Here is a 23,621-nt window from a genome sequence, read left to right as displayed (position 1 = left end):
GCTCGCGAAGTCAGATTGCGCCACGCCGCCGGCGCAGGCCAAGGGTCTGCCGTGGGGCGTCCAAGCAGCGTGCACCGTTGAAACAGTTGACCAGGAGAAAGTCCTGCCGGTTCGGCGCGCCCAGGCTCGGTAGTGGGCGGTCGTTGTGCTGCGCCAAAACGTCGCGAACGATAAGGGGAGTCTCCACTGATGCCGCAGTATGACCCCATTGCCGTCATTGGAATCGCGTGCCGGTTTCCCGGAGCGGCCGACCACCGCCAGTTCTGGGACGTGATCAGGAACAACCGGTCCCAAGTCGGCGAAGTGCCCCAGGCCCATTGGGACATGGGGAGAGGCGAGGCAGCGGACGTCTCCGGTGGAGGTGTGGAGCACTCCGGCCCCAGCAGGTGGGCCGGCCTGATCGACGATGTGGACGCCTTCGACGCGCAGTTCTTCCGCCTCTCCCCGCTGGAGGCGGAGAGCACCGACCCGCAGCAGCGGATCATGCTCGAACTGGCCTGGTCCTGTATCGAGGACGCGGCCATCGCGCCCGGCGCACTGTCCGGACGGGACGTCGGGGTGTTCTTCGGTTCGTTCAACTCCGACTACAAGGAGCTCCAGGAGAGGCAGCTGCGCGAAGTCGCGGCGCACCACTCCACGGGAACGGTCGGGGCGGTCATCGCCAACCGGGTCTCCCACTTCTTCGATTTCCACGGGCCCAGTGTGGTCGTGGACACGGCTTCATCCGCCTCGCTGCACGCCGTCCACCTCGCCGTCCAGTCGCTGCAACAAGGCGAGTGCGCCCTCGCGCTCGCCGGCGGGATCAACCTCGTCCGGACCTCGGGCCGGCACACATCGTTCGCCAAGGCCGGCATGCTGTCGCCCACCGGCTCGTGCCGCCCCTTCGACGAGCGGGCCGACGGCTACGTGCGAGGGGAGGGCGGCGGCACCGTCCTGCTCAAGCCCCTCGCGGACGCCGTGCGCGACGGTGACAACGTCTACGGCGTCATCAAGGGCAGCGCCGTGAACCACAGCGGCAGGACCCGCACCCTGACCTACCCCAGCGATGAGGCGCAGGCACAGGTCGTCGCGGACGCCATCGCCCGGGCGGGGGTCTCCCCGGACACCATCGCGTACGTGGAGGCACATGGCACGGGGACGCCGACCGGCGACCCGGTCGAAGTCGCGGGACTGGTCGAGGGCTTCCGCAAAGCGCGCGGCGAGACCGAGGACGTGCCGGAGAACCCTTTCTGCGGACTGGGCTCGGTCAAGCCCAACATCGGCCACGTCGAGGCCGCCGCCGGGATCGCCGGACTGCTCAAGGTGTTGCTCGCCATGGAGCACCGGCAGATACCCGGGCTGCTGGACTTCCAGAGGCTGAACCCGCGCATCGAGCTGGACGGCACGCCCTTCTACATCGCCGACCGGCTGCGGGAGTGGAAGCCCCTGCGGTCGGAGAACGGCGAGCCGCTGCCTCGCCGCGCGAGTGTCAGCTCCTTCGGAATCGGTGGCACCAACGCCCATGTCGTCCTCGAAGAGGCGCCCACCACCGCACCGGCCGTCCCGCAGGACCATCACGCCTACCTTGTCTGCCTGTCCGCCAGAACCAGCACGGCGCTCCGGCGGCGGATCCGCGACGTACGCGAATGGCTCGACGGTGACGGTGCCCAGGCTGACCTGGCCGATCTCAGTGCCACGTTGCTCCTCGGGCGCGAAAGCCTCGACCGCCGATCCGCGTTGGTCGTGCGCGACCGGGACGACCTCCGCGCGAAGCTGACGGTGCTGCTGGAGACCGGGCGAGCCGACGACTGCTTTCATGAGCCCGCGGACACCCCCGCGGGCGGTGAGCCGGCCGGAGCACCGCAGCCCGCTGCCGAGGTCGTCCTCGACGCCGCCACCGACCTCTCCGCCGCCCAGTACCGCGAACGGTTGCTGGACCTGGCGGAGTCCTTTGCCAGGGGGCGCAGCCGCCGGTGGACGGAGCTGTTCCGGGCGGTCCCTGGACGGCGGCTTCGCCTTCCGACCTATGCCTTCGACCGGCGCCACTTCTGGATCACACCGGACGCCACCGACGAGATCCCCGCCACCGGGACACCGGCGCCCGCGCGGAGCGACGTACCGGAGCAGACCACCGAGGGGGAGGAACGCGTGGCGGACCTGACCGAGCCCGAGCACCGCACCGAGCGAGCGGGCACGGACGTCCGGGAGCGGGTCGAGGGGGACCTCCGGAACCTCGTCGGCGACGTGCTGAAGCTCGCCGCCGACGAGATCCACCCGGCGGACCGGCTGGCCGACCTCGGGTGTGACTCGGTCGGCAACACGCAGCTCGCTCTCCGGCTGAGCGAGTACTACGGCATCGACGTCACGCCGTCGCTCTTCTACACGTACTTCACCCTGGAGATGCTCAGGGATCATCTGCTGGAGGAGCAGTACGGCGACGCCGTGGCGGGCAAGCACGCGGCCGCCGACCAGACCGCCCCCTCCGCGGCGCAGTCGCGCACCGGGGAAGGAGAGGAGCCCGCCACCGGGTTCCGGCCCGCGGCGGCTCCCGGAACCGACGCCGACGACGGCCGCGACCACCGGATAGCCGTCATCGGCATGAGCGGCCGTTTCCCACAGGCCCGCACGGTCGAGGCGTTCTGGCAACTGCTCGCCGAGGGACGGGATGCGGTGGCGCCGCTTCCGGCGCACCGGCTGGGCGACTGGGCGGGGACCGCGGGCGCGTCGGAGGCCAGGGGCGGATGGCTGCCCGGCGAAGCTGAGTTCGACCCCCTCTTCTTCGAGATCTCCCCCCGGGAGGCCGAGCACATGGACCCGCGGCAGCGGCTGCTGCTGCAGGAGGCCTGGCGGGCCCTGGAGGACGCCGGGTACGGGGCGCAGCAGCTCCGCGACAACACCATGGGCATGTTCGTCGGCGCCGAACAGAGCGACTACCCGGGCCTGGCACGGGACGAGCAGACGTTGACCTCCGGTCACGACGGGATCCTGGCCGCCCGTCTCAGCTACTTCCTGAACTTCTCCGGGCCGGTGCTGACCGTCAACACCGCCTGCTCGGCCGGCCTGGCCGCCGTGCATCAGGCCTGCCTGAGTCTGCGCAGTGGTGAGTGCGACACCGCAGTCGCCGCGGGGGTCAGCCTGCTGGCCGGGCCCCAGTTCCACGAGCACGCCACCCAGGCCGGGATGCTGTCGCCCGACGGGGTCTGCTACGCCTTCGACAAGCGGGCCAACGGCATGGTGATGGGCGAGGCGATCGCCGCCGTCGTACTGAAGCCGCTGGCGAAGGCGCTCGCGGACGGTGACCGGGTACATGCCGTCATCACGGCCAGCGGCCTCAATCACGATGGCCGGACCAACGGCATCACCGCGCCCAGCCAGTCCGCGCAGGTCGCCCTGCTCGACTCCGTGTACCAGCGGTTCGGGGTCGACCCGGCCGACATCGAGCACGTGATCGCCCACGGCACCGGCACCCGGCTCGGCGACCCCATCGAGGTCAACGCGCTGACCGAGGCGTTCGGCCGCTACACCGACAACACCCGGTACTGCGCCCTGACCTCGGTCAAGACGAACATCGGGCACACCTTGGCCGCCTCGGGCGTCGTCAGCCTGATCGCCCTGGTGCAGGCCTTGCGCCATCACACGGTGCCCGCGAGCCTGCATTCCGGTCAGGAGAGCGAGTACATCGACTGGACGCGCAGCCCCTTCCACGTCAACAAGGAGGCCCGGCCCTGGCCGGCCCAACCGGGGCGTGAGCGAGTGGGTGCCGTCAGCTCCTTCGGTATCAGCGGAACCAACGTCCACGTCGTGGTGGAGAGCCACGGCGACGGATCGGCCCCCCGGCCGGCGGTGACCCGGCCCTCGTACCTGCTCGCGCTGTCGGCGAAGACCGACGACGCGCTGCGCACCCGGGTCGAGGACCTGCTCGCCTTCCTGCGGGCGGGTGGCGCGGAGGACGCGGGGCTGGGGCGGATCAGCAGCACGCTGCTCGCCGGGCGGCACCACTTCGCGCACCGCTGCGCGCTGGTCGCGGCCACCCCCGAGGAGGCCGAGCTGCTGTTGCAGCGGATTCTCGACGGCAAGCAGGACCCCCAGGTCTTCCGCGGGCTGGCGGGAAGGGACTTCCGCGCACAGAACGCGCTCACCGAGCACGGCAACGAGCTGATAGGCCGAGCCCGCACGGGAGGCGACGGCGCCCGGTACCGGGACGCGGTCCGCGCCCTGGCCGACCTCTACTGCCAGGGCTACGAGCTGGCCTGGGAGAACCTGTTCGACGTCCGGCCGCTCCCGTGTGTGTCGCTGCCGGGCTACCCCTTCGCACGCGAAACCTACTGGGCCGACACCGCGAGGCCCGACCGCGCGACGCCGCACGCCCTGCCCGCGTCCGCCACCGTGCACCCGCTGCTGGACACCAACGACTCCACCCTCCACGCGCAGCGCTTCAGCAAGCAGCTGTCGGCGAACGAGTTCTTCCTGCGCGACCACGTCGTGGGCGGGAAGATCCTGCTGCCCGGCGTCGCCCATATGGAGATGGCGTACACCGCCTCCCGACTGGCCACCGGCTTTGACGACGTCGTCCTGCGCGGCATCATCTGGGGCCGTCCGGTCGTCCTGGACGGTGCCTCCCGTCCCGTGCACATCGAGCTGACCCCGCTCGAACCGGATGTGCTGGAGTTCGTCATCCACGACGGGACCGCGGGAGAACGCACCGTCTTCTCCCAGGGCCGGGCCGGCTACTCCGCCGCCTCGCCCGCACGGGCGCGAGGCGCGATCGACATACACGCGATCAAGGCGCGGTGCACCGGCCGACGCGAGCACGCCGAGATCTACGCAAGCCTGCGGGACCTGGGCTTCGGATACGGCGAGACCTTCCAGGCCATGGAGACGCTGTACTGCGGCGAGACCGAGGCGCTGGCCCGGATCGTGCTGGACGACCGCCTGGAGGAGGAGTACTCCCGCTTCACCCTGCACCCCTCGCTGTTCGACGCAGCGCTCAACACCCTGCGGGGCATCGGTGAGCAGGACGGCGTGCTGCGCATCCCGTTCAGCCTCGAAGAGCTGGCGGTGTTCGCACCTATTCCGCGCCAGTCCTACTGCCACGCCACCATCCACCGGATCGCTCGGGACGGCGCGATGAGCGTCGACCTCGTGATCTGCGACGACAGCGGTACCGAGTGCGTTCGCCTCACCGGTCTGGTGTTCAAGGAGTTCGCGGCCGACAAGAGCGAGAAGCTGCACTACTACGTGCCGCGGTGGACCCAGGCGGACAGCCCCTCCGCCCATGACGCGCAGCCCGTGGGCGCCGGGCGCACCCTTCTCCTCCTCGACGACGAGGACCCGCGCCCGAGTCGGCTGGCGGCGTCGTACGCGGGCCGCGTCGTGCGGGTGCGGAACGGGAGCGCCTTCCAGGAGTCAGGACCGGACCGGTTCACCGTGGACCGCCGCAGCCCCGAGGACTTCGAACGGCTCCTGCGGACGCTGGACGAACGGGGTCTGCTGCTGCGGGCAGTCGTCAACTTCTGGCCGCTGACCGGGAACCCCACCGACCTCACGATCGAGCTGGAGGGTCTGCTGCACCTGTTCCGGGCCGTGCACCGGGCCGGCCCCGAACAGGAGATCCAGTACCTGGCGGTGCTGCCGGCGCAGCCCGGGCCGCAGCGCGCGGCGGGAGAGGCGCTGATGGGCTTCGGCCGGGCCATGACGGTGGTCGATCACCTGTTCCGGGTGGGGAGCCTGCAGATCCCCGACGCGCGGGACACGGACACCACCGTCGACAGCGTGCTGCGGGAACTGGGCAGGGCCGGGAGCGCCGTCCCGCAGGGCTGGCACGAGATCCGGCACGCCGACGGTATCCGCTCGGAGCGGGTACTGCGGCCGTGGACCGAGGGTCCGCGCGGCGCCGCTGCGGAGCTGCCGCTGAAGGAGGGTGGCGTCTACCTGATCAGCGGTGGCGCCGGGGCCCTGGGGCTGCACCTCGGCACGTACCTCGCCTCGCAGTGCCGGGCACGGCTCGTCCTGCTCGGCCGCCGGGAGCCGGACGCAGCACTGCGGGAGAAGATCACCGCACTGGAGGCCGCCGGGGCGGAGGTCCTCTACCTCGCTTGCGACGTGGCCGACCGCGACAGCGTGGGCGCGGCGCTCGCCGCCGCCCAGGAACGATTCGGCACGCTGGACGGCCTGTTCCACGGTGCAGGTGTGATCGGCGGCACCGGCGTCATGGACGTGGACTGGGCCGGTTTCGAAGCGGTACTGGCGCCGAAGACGCACGGGACGCTGCACCTGGACGAACTGACCGCCGCGCACCCGCTCGACTTCTTCCTCGTGTTCTCGTCCATTGCCGCCTACGTCGGTGACTTCGGACAGGGCAGTTATGCCGCCGCCAACCGGTTCCTCGACGGGTACGTCCAGTACCGGGAGGAGCTGCGGGCGCAGGGCCTGCGGCGCGGGCGGAGCATCTCGGTCAACTGGCCGCACTGGGACGAGGGCGGCATGCTCGGCGAGCTCGCCGAGGACGGCCCCGCGAAGACCCTCTACCGCGACCACTCGGGTCTGCGAGGGCTACGGACCGAGGAGGGCATCGGGGCGCTGCTGCAGATCCTGATGTCCGAGGAGACCCAGGTCGTCGTGACGAAGGGCGAGCGTCAGAAGATCGAGAACGTCCTGCGCGTCGAGGGGGCCGAGCGCAGCGGTGCGCAGCCGACCGGGGTCGCGCCCCGGCCGACGCCGGTGGCCGCGGATCCGGCGAAGCCCCCGTCCGTCACCCAGGCCGTGGAACTTGTGGCCGGGGAGGGCTCGGGCGAGCTGTTCGCCCGGACGGTCGAGTACCTCAGGGACCGGCTGTCGCAGGTCTTCCGCATTCCCAAGGGGCGGCTCGACCCCGCGGCGGAGTTGGGGGAGTACGGCATCGAGTCCATCCAGATCATGGAGTTGATGCGGCTTCTGCAGAAGGACTTCGCCTCCATTCCGGGGACGCTGTTCTTCGAGTACCGCACGATCCAGGAGCTCGCGGAGTACTTCACCGAGCACCAGGCAGCGCGTCTGACCGAGTTGCTCGGACTGGAGCAGCCCCCCGCGGCGGCTCCGCAGGCGGTGGGTGCGAGGACACTCGCGGCCACCGTGCTCGCCCCGCCGGCCACGTCGCCGGTCCGGTCAGCGCAGGTGCGGTCCGGCGCCGCGGATCCCGGCAAGGCGGTGCCGATGCAGGAGCTGAGCGGCCGGGCCGCAGGCCGCTCGCGCGACGTGGCCGTCATCGGCATCAGTGGCCGGTACCCCAGGGCGGGCAACCTCGACGAGTTCTGGAAGGTGCTGGAGCGCGGCGAGGACTGCATCGAGGAGATCCCGCCGCACCGGTGGGACAAAGACGCGTACTACGCGACCGAGAAGACGCCCGGCAAGAGCAGCAGCAAGTGGGGCGGCTTCATCGACGGCGCCGAGAACTTCGACGCGTTGTTCTTCAACATGTCGCCGCAGCAGGCCGCGCTGACCGATCCCCAGAGCCGGCTGTTCCTCCAAGCTGCCTGGGAAGCCATGGAGGACGCGGGGTACACCCGGCAGTCCCTGAGCCCCGACAAGGCCCGCAAGGTCGGTGTCTACCTGGGCATGATGTGGAACGAGTACCAGCTGTACAGCGGACAGGACGTCGTCCTGTCCGACCGCGCCGCCGCCTCCAACGCCGTCTCCTACTTCTTCAACCTGCACGGGCCGAGCCTGACCGTCGACACCGCCTGCTCCTCGTCTCTCTACGCGATCGCCATGGCGGTCGAGAGCATCCGCAACGGCTCCTCCACGCTCGCGTTCGCCGGCGGCGCGAACCTGTCGCTGCACCCCAACAAGTACGTCTCGCTCAGCCAGATGAACTTCTTCGCCGAGGACGGACGCTGCCGCTCGTTCGGTGAGGGCGGCACCGGCTACGTACCGGGTGAAGGCGTCGGGTGCGTCCTGCTCAAGCCGTTCGACCAGGCGGTCGCGGACGGGGACCACATCCACGGGGTGATCCGCGGCGTCGCCACGGTGCACGGCGGCAAGACGAACGGCATGACCGTGCCCAACCCGCTGGCGCAGGCGGACATGATCGCCGCCGCGCTGGACGATGCCGGGCTGTCGGCCGAGGACATCAGCTACGTGGAGGGCCACGGCACAGGCACCTCCCTCGGCGACCCGATCGAGATCAGTGGCCTGACCCGGGCATTCCGCAAGCACACCGACAAGAAGCAGTACTGCCCGATCGGTTCGGTGAAGTCGAACATCGGTCACCTGGAGGGTGCGGCCGGGATCGTCGCGGTGACCAAGGTCCTGCTGCAGATGCGGCACGGGACGCTCGTGCCCTCCCTTCATTCCGAGAAGCTGAACGCGTACATCGACTTCCCGAGCTCGCCCTTCTACGTCCAGCACCGGTTGGAGCCGTGGGAGCGGCCCACCCGCATCGTCGACGGGGTGCGTCAGTCCCTGCCCCGGATCGCCGGCGTCTCGTCGTTCGGGGCCCACGGCGCCATCGCGCACGTGATCATCGAGGAGTACCCGCCCGGGCAGGAGCACATGGCCCGTGCGGCCCGGGCCCCGCGTCCGGAGCTGGTCGTGCTGTCGGGCAAGGACGACGAGCGGTTGCGGGAGAGGGCCCGGACGCTGCTCACGTGGCTGGACGGGCCCGGCCGGGACGCCGATCTGGCGGACGTCGCCTACACCCTGCAGGCAGGCCGGGAGGCCATGGAGGACCGCCTCGCCGTGGTCGTGGACGGGCTGGACGCGCTGCGGGCGCACCTGCGCGCGTTTGTCGACGGCGAGCATGAGGCCGCGAACGTCTTCCGGGGAGGCGTGCGGCAGAACAAGGACGCCGTAGCCCTCCTCGAAGCAGACGAGGAGATGCGGGACCTGGTGCAGCAGTGGCTCGCACAGGGCCGTCTCGACAAGCTGGCCAACGTCTGGGTGAAGGGCCTGGCCCTCGACTGGGCCGCCCTGGCCCGCGGCGCCGAACCGCGTCGTATCTCCCTGCCCACCTACCCGTTCGCCCAGGAACGCCACTGGCTCGACGCGCCCCCCGCGCTCGCGCCGCAGCCGGCGGCTCCGGCGGCGGCCGGCATCCCGGCACCCGCACCCCGCCCCACCACCGGGGAGGAGACCCGGCCGCTCGCCTTCGTGGAGGACTGGGAGCCCGCGGCCCTGGAGGCGAGCGCCACGCGTGCGCTGCGGGGCATCGTCTTCCTGTGCACCGGAGCGGAGCGTCAGGAGGCGGTCGCGCGGGCCGTCCAGGCCCTCAGCCCCGGCCTGCACACGGCCTTCATCGGACACGGCGACGCCTTCCGGAAACCGGACCTGCACCGCTACGAGGTCCGCCCCGGTGCGGCCCAGGACTACCTGGAGGCCTTCCGGGACATCGCGGCGGGACCGGCGCCCATCGACGCGGTCGTGACTCTGGAGGCGCTCGAACCCGGCGCCGCCACCGACGACTTCAGCGACGTCGTCCTGACGGTGCAGGCACTCGCCGGCGCCGGGGTCGACGCCGGGCGCTTCGTGGTGGCGGGGCAGTACCGCGACGGCAGGGAGCGCGCGCTGCTGGAGGCACATCTCGGCTTCGAACGCTCCCTGGGCATGGTGATGCCGGCGCTGTCCGTGGTGGCCGTGCTCCAGGACACCGCCGACCCGCTGCGGCCCACGGACACCGCCGCCTGGCTGGAGCGGCTGCTCGCCGAGTTGTGTCAGGAGCGGCCGGTCAGCGCGCTGTACCGCTCGGGCGGCCGCTTCGTGAGCCGCCTGCGGGAGGCCGTGCTCGACGAGGACCGCCCCGGCGCCCTCCGGCACGGCGGCACCTACCTGATCACCGGCGGCTGCGGTGGGCTGGGGCTGATCGTGGCCCGGCACCTCGTGGAGCACTACGCGGCCAGTGTCGTCCTGACCGGCCGCTCTCCGCTGGACGCGGCACGTCAGGAGGCGCTGCGCGGCCTCGCCGCCGGACAGCGGATCCTGTACGTCCAGGCGGACAGCTGCGACGCGGACGCCATGAAGCGGGCCGTGACCCAGGCGCGGGAGCGCTTCGGGGCCCTGCACGGAGTCATCCACGCGGCCGGTGTCCAGGGAGAGGGCAGTGTCCTGCAGAAGGGCCTGCGGCCGTTCGCGGACGTCCTCGGCCCCAAGATCCGCGGGACGATGGCCCTGGACGAGGCGTTGGCCGGCGCCGAGCTGGACTTCGTCTGTTACTTCTCCTCCACCGCCGCCGTCATCGGCGACTTCGGCACCTGCGACTACGCGGTCGCCAACCGCTTCCAGATGGCCTACGCACGACACCGGGACGCCGAGGTGCGGGCGGGTCGGCTCTCCGGCCGGACCGTGGTCGTCAACTGGCCGCTGTGGCGCGAGGGCGGCATGGGCTTCGACCACGACACCACCACGATGCTGCTGAAGTCCAGCGGCCAGGACTTCCTGGAGACCGCGGTCGGACTCGCCCTGTTCGAGCGATTGCTGTCCCAGGAGGCCGCTCAGCACCTGATCCTGGTCGGCAAGCCGACCCGGGTGGCGCGCTTCCTGGGGCTGACGCCGCCCCCCGGCACCCCGACGCCACCGGAGGCGACCGCGGCCCGGCCGGCCGTCCCCGCGGCCGTGGGCGGCACGACCAGTGTGCCGACCCCCGACATCGGGGAATGTCTCGCCCACGACCTGCGTCGGATCGTCAGCGCCGCGGTCAGCCTGTCCCCGGACCGGCTCTACGAGGACGACAACCTGGCCGACTACGGCTTCGACTCGGTGAGTCTGGCCGGCCTGGCCACCGGGCTGGGCAGGCACTACGGCGTCGAGGTCACCCCCGCCCTCTTCTACAGCCGTTCCACGCTGCGCAAACTGCGGGAGTACTTCGCCACCGAGCACCGCGACCTCCTGGCCGCGTTCTACGGCGACGGCGACGGCGGCGCGCACGAGCCCGCCGCCGCACCCGCCGCTCCTGCCCCGGCGCAGACCGCACCGCCGAACGAGCCGATCCCCGCCGACCGGCCGCGGCCCGGCGCCGGGCCGGAGCACGCCGCCGGACGCCTCCCGGACGCGGGCGCGGACCGCGGCGTGCTTGGGCAGCGAACGGCCGACGACGACGCCATCGCGGTCATCGGCATGAGCGGGCGGTTCCCCGGCGCCGACAACCCCGACGAGCTGTGGTCCGTCCTGGCGGAGGGCCGCGACGTCGTCAGCCCGGTCGCCCGCGAGCGCCTCGACCTGTGGGGCGAGCCGCACGACAGCCCCTTCGCGGCCGTCCGTGTCGGTCAGGTGTCCGCTCCGGACGAGTTCGATCCGCTGTTCTTCGAGATATCCCCCAACGAGGCCCGCACCCTCGACCCGCGCCAGCGGCTGCTGCTCCAGGAGTCGTGGCGCGCCATGGAGGACGCGGGCTGGACGCCCGCGGCGACCCGCAGGGTCGGCATGTTCGTGGGGGTCGAGCAGGGCGACTACGACACCCCGGACCCCGCGGCGGGCAGCGTCACCGCCAACCACGACGGCATCCTCGCCGCACGCCTGTCGTACCTGCTCGACCTGAGCGGTCCCGTCATGGCCATCAACACGGCGTGCTCGTCGGGGCTGGTGGCCGCGCACCAGGCCTGCGCGAGCATCCGCAACGGCGAGTCCGACGTAGCCCTGGCCGCCGGGGTCAGCCTGATCACGACCTCGCAACTGCTGACCCGCACCCGCCAGGCCGGCATGCTGTCCGAGGACGGCGTCACCTACGCCTTCGACCAGCGCGCGAACGGGATGGTCCTCAGCGAGGCCGTCGCCGTCGTGGTGCTGAAGCGGCTGTCAGCCGCGGTGGCCGACGGTGACCGGATCCACGGCGTCATCCGCGCGAGCGGCATCAACTACGACGGCAGGTCCAACGGCATCACCGCCCCGAACGGCGATGCCCAGAGCGCGCTGCTGCGCGACACGTACCGGCGGCACGGCATCGACCCGGGCGACATCGAGTACGTGGTCGCCCACGGGACCGGCACGCGGCTCGGGGACCCCGTCGAGGTCAACGCGCTCAACGACGTCTTCCGGGGCCTCACCGACAAGCGGCAGTACTGCGCCTTGACGTCGGTGAAGCCGAACGTCGGTCACACGCTCGCCGCCTCCGGACTCGTCAGCCTCATCGGTGTCCTGCAGGCCATGCGCCACGAGACGATCCCGGGATCCCTGCACTGCGCCCAGGAGAACGAGTACATCGAGTGGAAGAACAGCCCGTTCTTCGTCAACAAGGTGAACCGGGCGTGGCCCGAGGCCGCCGGGCGCAAAAGGATCGCCGCCATCAGCTCCTTCGGCATGAGCGGCACCAACGCGCACATGGTGGTGGAGAGTCGCCCGGTACGCGAAGAGGACGAGGTCATGGAGATACCCGCTCACCTGCTGGCCCTGTCCGCGAAGTCCGAGGAGTCGCTGCGGCAGCGTGTCGCCGACCTGGTGGATTTCCTGGAGGACCCCCATCACGAGAACGACCTGCGTGACGTCGGCGCGACACTGCTGGACGGCAGGTCCCACTTCCGGCACCGCTACGCCGTGGTGGCTCGCGACCGCGCCGAGGCCGTGCGCCTGCTGCGCTCGCATGGCGCGGGCGGGCAGGACCCCGACGTCTTCACCGGGGAGGTGCCCAAGGACTTCGCGCCGAGCGCCGCGGCCCGGCAGGCCGGCGAACGCCTGCTGGAGGCGGCAGCCGAACCGGACCAGGACGACAGCGCTCTGCGGGAAGCTCTGCGGGCTGCGGCGCGGGCGTACTGCCAGGGGTACGACCTGGCGTGGCGCCGGCTGTTCGGCGGCCGCCGCACCGCGCCGGTCGCGCTGCCCGGCTACCCCTTCGCCCGCAAGCGGCTGTGGCGCCCACGCACGACACGGCCCACGCCGGACGGGATGTTCGCCGCCGCGCCCGGTCGTGCCGACGCGACGGGCCGCCGGTTCGACACGGTGCTCACCGGATCGGAGTCCTTCCTGCGCGACCACGTCGTGGCCGGCGAGAAGGTCCTGCCGGGCGTCGCCCACCTGGAGCTGGCCCGCGCCGCCCACGCCGCGCTGCCCGCCCGGCAGAACACCCCGGCGGTCGCCGTCACACTCCGCGACGTCGTGTGGGTGCGGCCGGTGAGGGTCGCGGACACGCCGCTCGACCTCTGCGTCGAACTGGGGCCGGACGGCGCCGCGGGAACCCCCTACCGCATCCTGGCGCCCGGCACCGACGGCCCCGTCGTGCACAGCCAGGGCCGCATCGAGTCCGGCGCCGCGCCGGCGACACGGCCGCGCCTCGATCTCGCGACACTGCGGACCGAGTGCGGCCGCTACGAGATGGCCGCGACGGAGGCGTACCTCGTCTACCGGCGCCAGGGCATCACGTACGGGCCCACCTTCCGGGGACTGAGGCGACTCCTGGTGGGGGACGCCCAGGTCCTCGCCGAACTCGCGCTGCCCGAGGCGCCCGAGTACGGCCCCGGAACCCACGTGCTGCCCCCGGGGCTGCTGGACGCCGCATTGCAGGCGTCCATCGGCCTGCGACACGGCGCCGGCCTCCGCCTTCCCTACGCGGTCGACGCGGTGGAGATCCTGGGCCCCTGCGAACCGGTCATGTGGGCGTGGCTCCGGAGCACCACCGACGGCGGCGACACGTTCGACGTCGACCTGTGCGACGCGCTGGGCGAAGTCCGCGTGCGGTTCCGGGCCTTCAGCACCCGGCCGCTGCGCGCCGAGGCCGACGTGCCGCCGACGGCCCGGCAGCCCGCCCGGCCCGACGCCCGGGGCCCGGTGCTGCTCGAACCGCGCTGGGAGCCGGCCCAGCCCGCCCTGCCCGCGGACGGCGACGGGCCACGGGGCCGAACGCTGCTGGTCGGCGCGGACCCGGAGGAACTGGCCGTTGCCCTCACCGGGCGCGGGGAGGACGTGGACGTGGTCCTGCTGCGGGCCGAGGACACCGTCGACGGTCTGCGCGAGCGGCTCGCGCGCGGTGGGCCCTACGGCAGCGTCGTGTGGGTCGCGAGCGGCGGCACGACGGTGCTGCCGGAGAGCGAGGACCTGATCACCGGCCAGGACGCGGGGGTGTACGCCGGCTTCCGCCTGGCGAAGGCGCTGCTGGCCCTCGGCTACGACAAGCGGGACCTGCAGTGGACCGCCCTGACCGTCCGCAGCCAGTCGGTCGTCGACACCGACCGCATCGACCCGACCCACGCCGGCGTGCACGGCCTGCTGGGGTCGTTGGCGAAGGAGAACCCGCGGTGGCGGGTGCGGCTGGCCGATGTGGAGGCGCTGCGGGACGACGCGCTGCGGGAGGCGTTGCGGCTGCCGGCTAAACCGTCCGAGGGCAGTTGGGCGCACCGCGGCGGGCGCTGGTTCCGGCAGGTCCTGACACCGGTGCCGTTCGACGCGCTCCCCGCGCAGGCGGTCCCGTATCGACGCGACCGGGTCTACGTGGTCATCGGCGGCGCCGGCGGCCTCGGCGCGGTCTGGACCGAGCACGTCGTACGCGCCTACGGGGCACAGGTGGTCTGGATCGGCCGCCGTGCCGAGGACGACGCCATCCGGGCCAGGATCGCGGAACTGTCCCGTCTGGGTCCCGCGCCCTGGTACCTGCAGGCCGATGCCACCGACAGGGAGTCGCTGGCGTCCGCCGTCGCGCGGATCAAGGCGCGCTTCCCCGAGATCAACGGCGTCGTCCACTCGGCGCTCGCGCTGCTCGACCAGAGCGTGGCCAGGATGCCGGAGGAACGGTTCCGGGCCGCCGTGCGCGCGAAGGTGGACGTCAGCGTCAGGATCGCGCAGGTCTTCGCGGACGACCCGCTGGACTTCGCGCTGTTCTTCTCCTCGACCAACTCCTTCCACCGATCCGCGGGGCAGAGCAACTACGTGTGCGGCTGCGTCTTCAAGGACGCGTTCGCCCGGCTGTGGCAGCAGACCCGCTCCACCACGGTGAAGGTGATGAACTGGGGCTACTGGGGCGGTGTCGGCGTCGTCGCCTCGTCCGCGTACCAGCAGCGGATGGAGCAGAGCGGCATCGGCTCCATCGAACCCGCCGAAGGGATGGCGGCGCTGGACCTCCTGCTCTCCGGGCCGTACCACCAGCTCGCCCTGGAGAAGACCACGGCTGCTCGAAGGGCCGATGACGCCCCCCGCCCCACCGGGTCCGACGGGCCGGCCGACCAGCGGCTGCAGCGAGTGCTCGCGGACTCCGGCAGTGCCCGGGGCTTCGACGACGATCTGCTCTGCGAACTGCTCCTGCTGCAGTTGCAGACGCTGGGGATGGACCGCGCCGGCGGGCCGGTCGCCGACCTGAGAGCCGCCCTCGTTCCCGGTGGCGGCTACGATCGCTGGCTCACCGAGAGCCTGCGCATCCTGGCGGAGCACGGCTACCTGGAGTACAGCCCCGAGCGCTACACCCTGACCGACCGGGCTCATCTCGACAGTGCCGCCGTGTGGCGGCGCTGGGAGGGGGTGTGCCGGCGGAGCGCGGGCACCAACCCCTACGTCAACTTTCTGGAGCCGGTGGTCCGCGCGTTGCCCGAGGTTCTCGCGGGAGGACGGGCCGCGACAGAGGTGATCTTCCCAGCGTCGTCGATGAAACTGGTCCGCGGCGTGTACCAGGACTGCGACAGCGCCACGGCGCTCAACGAGCTCGTGGCGGATCTGGTGGCCGCCCGCGTCGAGGTCCTGCTCGACCGCGACCCCGGCCACCGCGTCCGCATCTTCGAGATCGGCTCCGGCACCGGCGGCACCAGCGAGAAGGTGCTGAGCCGTTTGTCGCCCTACCGCGAGAGCATCGCGGAGTACTGCTACACCGACGTCTCCCAGTACTTCCTGCGCCACGGGCGGGAGGAGTTCGCAGCCGACCGCCCGTACCTGCGGTTCGAGCTGTTCGACGCGGAGCGCGCCCCCGCGGAGCAGGGAATGGGCGAAGGCGGATATGACATCGTCCTCGCCACCAACGTCCTGCACGCGACCCGCGACGTCCGGGCGGCCGCGCGGAACGCGCGGGCCCTGCTGGGCGCGGACGGCGCACTGGTCCTCAACGAACTGGCGTCGCGCACCCCGTTCCTGCACCTGACCTTCGGACTGCTCGACGGCTGGTGGCGCTACGGGGACGCCGAACTGCGCATACCGGGCTGCCCGGGGCTGGCTCCCGAAACCTGGCAGCAGGTGCTGGGGGAGGAGGGCTTCAGCGCCGTATCCTTCCCCGCCGCTCCCGTGCACGACGTCGGCCACCAGATCGTGGTGGCCGACGCCGGCGCGCGGACCCGCGCGCCCGACCCCGCACCGCGGAGTGCGGACGACGGGCAGGAGCGGGTGCGGTCCGTGATCGTCGCACGGCTCGAGACGTCGCTGGGTCTGGACCGGGGGGAGATCTCCGAGGAGGACGCCTTCGCCGACTACGGCGTGGATTCCATCCTCGGCGTCGAACTCACACAGCAACTCAGCGCCGACCTCGGCATCTCCCTCTCCGTCACGGACCTCTTCGACCACAGCTCGGTGCGCGCCCTGGCGGGTTACGTGGCGGAGCACCACCTCGACGTGGCGCCGCCGCCCCCGGCTGCGCCGGTGCCCGCGGCGGCCCCGGTGGCCGTTCCCCCGCCGCAGGCCCCGCCCGCCGCGGCGACCGCACCCGTAGCAGCCGCGCCTGCAGGGACCGCGCCTTTGCCAGCCGCACCCGTAGCAGCCGCGCCTGCGGTATCCGCGCCCGCCGCGACCGGCATGCCGCGACCGGCGGTGTCCGCGGCCGTCACCGACCCGGCCGGCGAGCCGGTCGCCATCATCGGCATGAGCGGGAGGTTCGGCACGGCCAAGGACACCGACCAACTGTGGCAGCACCTCGCCGAGGGCCGCAGCCTGGTCGGCGAGATCTCCCGCTGGGACATGTCGGCCTTCGTGGCGCCGGGTGCGTCCCACCCCCGGTACGCCTCGCTGATGGACGACATCGACCAGTTCGACCCCCTGTTCTTCCAGATATCCGGCCTCGAAGCCGCCTATATGGACCCCCAGCAGCGGGTGGTGCTGGAGGAGGCGTGGAAGGCACTGGAGGACGCCGGTCACGCGGGCGACGCCATCCGCGGCCGGTCCTGCGGCGTCTACATCGGCACCCAGGTCAGCGACTATCTGCCCGGCTCCAGTGAGGACGCCCCGGCCCAGGCCATGTGGGGCAACGCTGCGGCGATCATCCCGGCCCGTCTGTCCTACCTCCTCGATCTGCGGGGCCCCGCCATCGCCGTGGAGACGGCGTGCTCCGGCTCGCTCGTCGCGCTCCACCTCGCGTGCCAGGCACTGCGTACGGGCGAGGTCGAGACGGCCCTGGTCGGCGGGGTTTCCGTGCAGTGCGCCCCCGACTACTACCTGAACGCCCACAAGGCCGGGATGCTGTCGGAGACCGGTCAGTGTCACACCTTCGCGGAGGGGGCGGACGGCTTCGTCCCCGGCGAGGGCGTCGGCGTCGTCATGCTCAAGCGGCTGCGGGACGCCCTCGCCGACGGTGACCACATCCACGGCGTGATCCGCGGATCGGGCACCAACCAGGACGGGACGTCCAACGGAATCACGGCACCCAGTGCCAAGGCGCAGGAACGCCTGGAGCGCCAGGTCTACGACACCTTCGGCATCGACCCCGCCGGCATCCAGCTGGTCGAGGCGCACGGCACCGGCACCCAGCTCGGTGACCCCATCGAGTTCCAGGCGCTGACCCGCGCGTTCCGCCACTACACCGACCGACGTGAGTACTGCGCCATCGGCTCGGTCAAGACCAACATCGGGCACGCCGCGCCGGCCTCGGGGATGGCGGGGCTCATCAAGATCCTGCTCGCCCTGCGCCACCGCGAGCTGCCGCGCAGCCTGCACTTCGAACAGGGCAACGCCCACATCGAGTTCACGGGGAGCCCGTTCTACGTCAACACGGAGCACCGCTCCTGGACGGCCGAGCCCGGCCGACCACGGCGCGCGGCGCTCAGCTCCTTCGGGTTCAGCGGGACCAACGCCCATGTGGTGGTCGAGGAAGCGCCCGACCCGGCGCCCCGTGACAACACCGCGAACGTTCAGGACCACCTCGTGGTGCTGTCCGCCCTGTCCCCTGTGCAGTTGCGGATGCAGGCGGAACGGCTGGTGGCGCACTTGCGCCGCCACCCCGGCCTGGACCTGGGCGACATCAGCGTGACCCTGCTGCGGGGCCGGCGGCACTGCCCGGTCCGGCTGGCGTGCGTGGCCCGCGACACCGCCCACCTGATGGCGTTGCTGGACCGCTGGCTCACGGACGGACGGGAGCAGGAGGTGCGCACCGCCGACCTCACGGAGAACGCGGTGAGCCCGCAGCGCGCTTTGGAGCAGTTCGGCGACAGCTGTCTGCGGGCGTGCGCCACGGGCGTGACCGGGGCGGCCCGCCGGGAGCACCTGGACGCCGTCTGCGCCCTCTACCTGCAGGGCTACCAACTCCGGTACGAGCGGCTCTTCGAGAGCGGCACGTACCGTCGGGTCCCCCTGCCGACGTATCCGTTCCAACGGCAGCGCCACTGGCTGCCCGCGGAGGGCGGTTCCCGCCGCACCACGTCCACCCGGCCCGCCGGCCGCACGCCCGCGCCACGCCCGCAGGAAGGCGCCGGCCATCTGGCGCTGGCGCCGTTGTGGGTCGGGGAACGGGCCCCGGAGCCGCGCCCCGAACGGGACCTCCGCGGCGGCATCCTCGTCGTGGGCGGGAGCGCCGCGGAGCGGGCGGCCCTGGCGGCCGAGTACCCCGACGCGCACTTCATAGCCGACGGCTCGGCGAGCATCGTGTCACTGACCGAGCAGGTGCGGGGTGCGGGCGCCGTCCGCCACCTCGTGTGGATCTCCCCTGCGGACGCGGGCGCGGAGTCCGACGCGCTGCTGCGGCGGACCGACGTAGGAGTGATCGCGTTCTTCCGCCTGGTCAAGGCGCTGTTCGAACTGGGTTACGGTGACAGGGAGCTGACCTGGACCGTGGTCACGCGGCAGACCCAGCCCGTACGTCAGGGCGAAGCGGTGCTGCCCGCCGACTCGGCCGTGCTGGGCCTGGCCGAGGTCATGGCGAAGGAACTGCCCGACTGGCGCTTGGGCGCCTTCGACCTGGGCGTGTCCGACGAGCTCCCCACCCGTACCCTGTTCGCCGCTCCGACCCCGACCATGCGGGCGCTGCGCGACGGCCAGTGGTTCCGTCGCGGCCTGTACCAGGTGGAGCTGCCGGAACCGGCCCACTCTCCGTACAAGGAGGGCGGGGTCTACGTCGTCCTGGGCGGGGCCGGCGGCATCGGCCGGCTCTGGAGCGAGGATCTGATCCGGCGCTACCGGGCACAGGTCGTCTGGATCGGCCGCCGGGAAGAGGACGCCGGTATCCGGGCGGAGATCGACCGGCTGGCTTCGCTCGGACGGGCGCCGTGGTATGTCCGGGCCGACGCCGCCGACATGGACTCCCTGCGGAGCGCACACGCCCTGATCCAGGAGCGGTTCGGCACCATCCACGGCGTGGTGCAGTCCGTCTTCGGCCTGGTGGATCAGAGCCTGCCCAACACGACCGAGCCGCAGTTCCGGCAGGGCCTGAGCTCGAAGGTCGACGCCAGCGTATGCATGGCGGAGGTCTTCGACGCCGACGGCCTCGACTTCATGCTCTTCTTCTCCTCGATCGCGTCGGTCAACCCGTCCAGGGGCTACTGCAGTTACGTGGCCGGTAACGCCTTCGAGGATGCCCTGGCCCGCCGACTCGCCGGCACCCGTCCGTACGCCGTGAAGGTGGTCAACTGGGGCTTCTGGGGCTCCGTCGGCAGCGGACTCGACGTGCCGGAGCACGTGCGGGAGCGCATCTACCGGCTTGAGGGCCTCGGCGACATCGACCCCACGCTGGCGATGGACGCGGTCGAGCGGCTGCTGGCCGGTCCGCTCGGGCAGGTGGCCTACCTCAACACCAGCGAGCCCCAGCGGTTCGAGGGCTTCAGCGATCGCGAAACGCTCCGCGTGCTGGACCCGGCGGCGTACCCCGGCCAGCCGCTCGCCCCGCTGCTGCCCGCGCGGGGAGAGCAGCTGCGTACGGTGGAGGCACAGGCCAAGTCCAAGCTGCGGCTGCTGGACGAGCTGCTCCTGCGGCTGCTGTGGTGCGCGCTGTACGGCCGGGGCTGGATCGGGACGGGAACCGTCGACGCGGATTCCCTGCGGCAGGCCGGCGGGATGCTCGAGAAGTACGACCGCTGGGCGTCGGAGACCCTGAAGCTGTTCGCGCGGCAGGGCTGGCTCGCGGCGAGCGGCTCCGCGGGTTGCTACCGGGCGACCGCGGCCGGCCCCGTCGATCCCGACGCCACCGCTGCCGAATGGGAGCGCAGCCGGGGCGAATGGCTCGCCGACCCCGAACTGCGCGCGTCCGTCGACCTGGTCGACAAGACGCTGCGCGCGCTGCCGGACGTCCTCACCGGCACGGTCCCCGCCGTCGACGTGATCTTCCCCGGCTCCTCGCTGGAGCTGGTCGAGGGGATCTACAAGCGCAACATGATCGCCGACTACTTCAACGACGTGGTGGGCGACTGCGTCGTCGCCCTCGTCGAGGGCAGGATCGCGCAGGATCCCGCAGCCCGCGTCCGCATCCTGGAGATCGGTGCCGGAACGGGCGGCACCACTGCTACGGTCCTGCGCCGGCTCCAGCCCTATCAACAGCACATCGGCGAGTACTGCTACACCGATCTCTCCAAGGCCTTCCTCCTGCACGGCCGACGGGAGTTCGGCGCGCGCAATCCGTTCCTGCGCTGCGAGATCTTCGACGCCGGCCGGCCCCCCGCCGAGCAGGGATTCGACGAGGGCGGGTACGACCTGGTCATCGCGACCAACGTGCTGCACGCCACCAAGGAGATCCGCACGTCCCTGCGCAACAGCAAAGCGCTGCTGCGGACCGGTGGGGGTGTGGTCGTCAACGAGATCGACGGCCACACCGTCTTCGGGATGCTCACATTCGCGCTGTTGGACGGCTGGTGGCTGCACGACAGTGATCTGCGCGAGACCGGAGGGCCCGGCCTGCGGCCCGAGACGTGGCAGTCGGTACTGGAGTGGGAGGGCTTCGGAGGCATCGAGTTCCCCGCACGCGACGCGCACCCGCTCGGCCAGCAAGTGGTGGTCGGCTTCAGCGACGGTGTGATCCGCCGGCCCCGTGGCGAACAGGCGCGGGCCGCGGCCACGCCGCTGCCCGAGCCGCTCCCCGTATCCCTCCCCGGAGCACCGTCCGCCGACGCGCAGCCGGAGGCGCCGGCCGAAGCCACCCCCAGGGACGGGGGGGTACTCGGCGACGTCGTGCGCACCTATCTGAAGGAGCTCGTCGCGCGGACCCTCCTGATCCCGGCCGGATCCATCGACACCCGTGAGCAGCTGTCGGTCTACGGCATCGACTCCATCCTCATCCTGCAGCTGCTGACCAGCCTCAAGAAGGATCTGGGGGAGACGAGCAGCACCCTGTTCTTCGAGTACCGCACGATCGAGGCGCTGACGGAGTACTTCGTCACCGAGCGGGGCGAGGCGGTGGCCCGCGCCCTCGGAGCGGACCAGGACCCGGCCGCCGAACGGGGGGCCGCGGCGACCACCGTGCAGGTTGCCGCGCAGGCGCCGGCCGAGCCGGCCTCGCGGCCCGGGCCCGCCCGTGCGGCGGCTCGCCCCGCACCACTGCCTGGGCGCACCGGAGGCATCGCCATCGTGGGAATGAGCGCGCGCTTCCCCCAGGCCGAGAACCTCGACGCGTTCTGGGCGGTGCTGCGCGAGGGCCGGAACACCGTCACGGAGATCCCAGCCGACCGGTGGCCGCTCGACGGCTTCTACGAGCCCGACAAGGAGGAGGCCGTGGCGAAGGGCAGGAGCTACAGCAAGTGGGGCGCCTTCCTCGACGGATTCGCCGACTTCGACCCGCTGTTCTTCGAGATGACGCCGAACGACGCCACGGAGATCGACCCGCAGGAGCGGCTGTTCCTCCAGGAGGCGTGGCGGGCCTTCGAGAACGCCGGCTACACCCGGAGCCGCCTGGAGCGCGAACACCGCTCCCGTGTCGGCGTCTTCGTGGGAATCACCCGCGCCGGACACAACCTCTACGGTCCCGAACGATGGCAGCGAGGCGACACCGCCCAGCCCTACACCTCCTTCGGGTCGGCGGCCAACCGCGTCTCGTTCAAGCTGAACCTCAGCGGCCCGAGCATGCCCATCGACACGATGTGCTCCTCGTCGATGACCGCGCTCCATGAAGCGTGCGAGCACCTGCTGCACGGCGACTGCGAACTGGCGGTGGCGGGCGGGGTGAACCTCTACCTGCACCCGTCCAGCTACGTCAATCTGTGCGGTCTGCAGATGCTCGCCGACGAGGACAAGTGCCGCAGCTTCGGTGCAGGCGGCAACGGCTTCGTCCCCGGGGAGGGCGTGGGCGCGCTCGTCCTCAAGCGGCTGGAGGACGCCGAGCGGGACGGCGACCACATCCACGCCGTCATCCGCGGCACCAGCATCAACCACGGCGGGACGACCAACGGCTACACCGTGCCGAATCCGGTGGCCCAAGGCCGGGTCGTGCGGGACGCGCTCGACCGGGCCGGCATCGACGCGCGCACGATCAGTTACGTCGAGGCGCACGGCACCGGTACCGCCCTGGGCGACCCGATCGAGGTCAACGGCCTGACCCGGGCGTTCTCCCATGACACCGGGGACCTGCAGTACTGCGCGATCGGTTCGGTCAAGAGCAACATCGGCCACGCCGAGGCCGCCGCCGGCATCGCGGGCCTGTTCAAGGTCGTGCTGCAGATGCGGCACGGGGAACTGGCCCCCAGCTTGCACGCCGACGAAGTCAACCCGCACATCGACTTCGACGCGACGCCCTTCGTCGTCCAGCGCAAGGGCGCCGAATGGAAGCGGCCGGTCGTCACCGTCGACGGCGTCAGCTCCGAGGTGCCCCGTCGGGCCGGCGTCTCGTCCTTCGGCGCGGGCGGCTCCAACGCCCATGCGGTGATCGAGGAGTACGTCCGCGACCGGTCGGATCCCGGGACCGTCCGGTCCGGCGGTCCGGCCGTGGTCGTCCTGTCCGCCAAGGACGAGGAGCGGCTGCGGGACCAGGCGCGCAATCTGCTGGGCGCGCTGACGGAAGCGGAGCGGACCGGGGCTTCGCTGGCCGACGTCGCGTACACCCTGCAGGTCGGACGCGAGGCCATGAGCGAGCGGCTGGGGACGGTCGTCGGCTCGTTCGCCGAGTTGAAGGACCGGCTGCAGGCCTTCGTGGACCACCCCCGGGGCGGCTCCGGGCTGCACCGTGGCCGCGCCGCACGTGCCGACCGGGCGCTGACGGCACTGACCGCCGACGCGGACATGAGCGCGGTCGTCGGGACGTGGCTGGCCAAGGGCCTGTACGCCAAGGTCCTCGACCTGTGGGTGAACGGCTTCGAACTCGACTGGGGCAGCCTCCACCCGGCAGGAGCGGTGCGCATCGTTCCCCTGCCCACCTATCCCTTCGCCCGGGAGAGGTACTGGATCGCGGAGCGGCCGATCGACGGCGGCCTGCCGGACACCCTCCCCGCCACCTCGGACGGCGAGGCGGCGGACGACCTGCCGGACGCGCTGATCGACGGCCTCCTGGACGAGGTGGTGAGCGGCTCCGTCGGTGTCGCAGCCGCCGCCGAGCACCTCCGACGGTCCGTCCTCGACGGCACCGTCCGGACCACCGACAACGAGGGGCGCTGATC

General features: G+C 71.8%; 1 protein-coding gene. It reads left to right on the top strand.

Annotated elements, in window-relative coordinates:
* Positions 1-189: 189 nt before the first annotated feature.
* Positions 190-23,619 (top strand): SDR family NAD(P)-dependent oxidoreductase, encoded by a 23,430-nt coding sequence (locus tag ACIQM3_RS10885; protein WP_401621873.1) that lies wholly within the window; start codon positions 190-192, stop codon positions 23,617-23,619.
* Positions 23,620-23,621 lie beyond the last annotated feature (2 nt).

Origin of the sequence: Streptomyces sp. NPDC091271 (genome assembly GCF_044757505.1) — a bacterium.
GTDB lineage: Bacteria > Actinomycetota > Actinomycetes > Streptomycetales > Streptomycetaceae > Streptomyces.
Note: the sequence above shows the minus strand (reverse complement) of the source record. Positions and strands in the feature narration are given on the sequence as shown.

Excerpts from the sequence above, each read along its gene's own strand:
- ACIQM3_RS10885 (WP_401621873.1), top strand. The coding sequence starts at position 190 with ATGCCGCAGTATGACCCCATTGCCGTCATTGGAATCGCGTGCCGGTTT.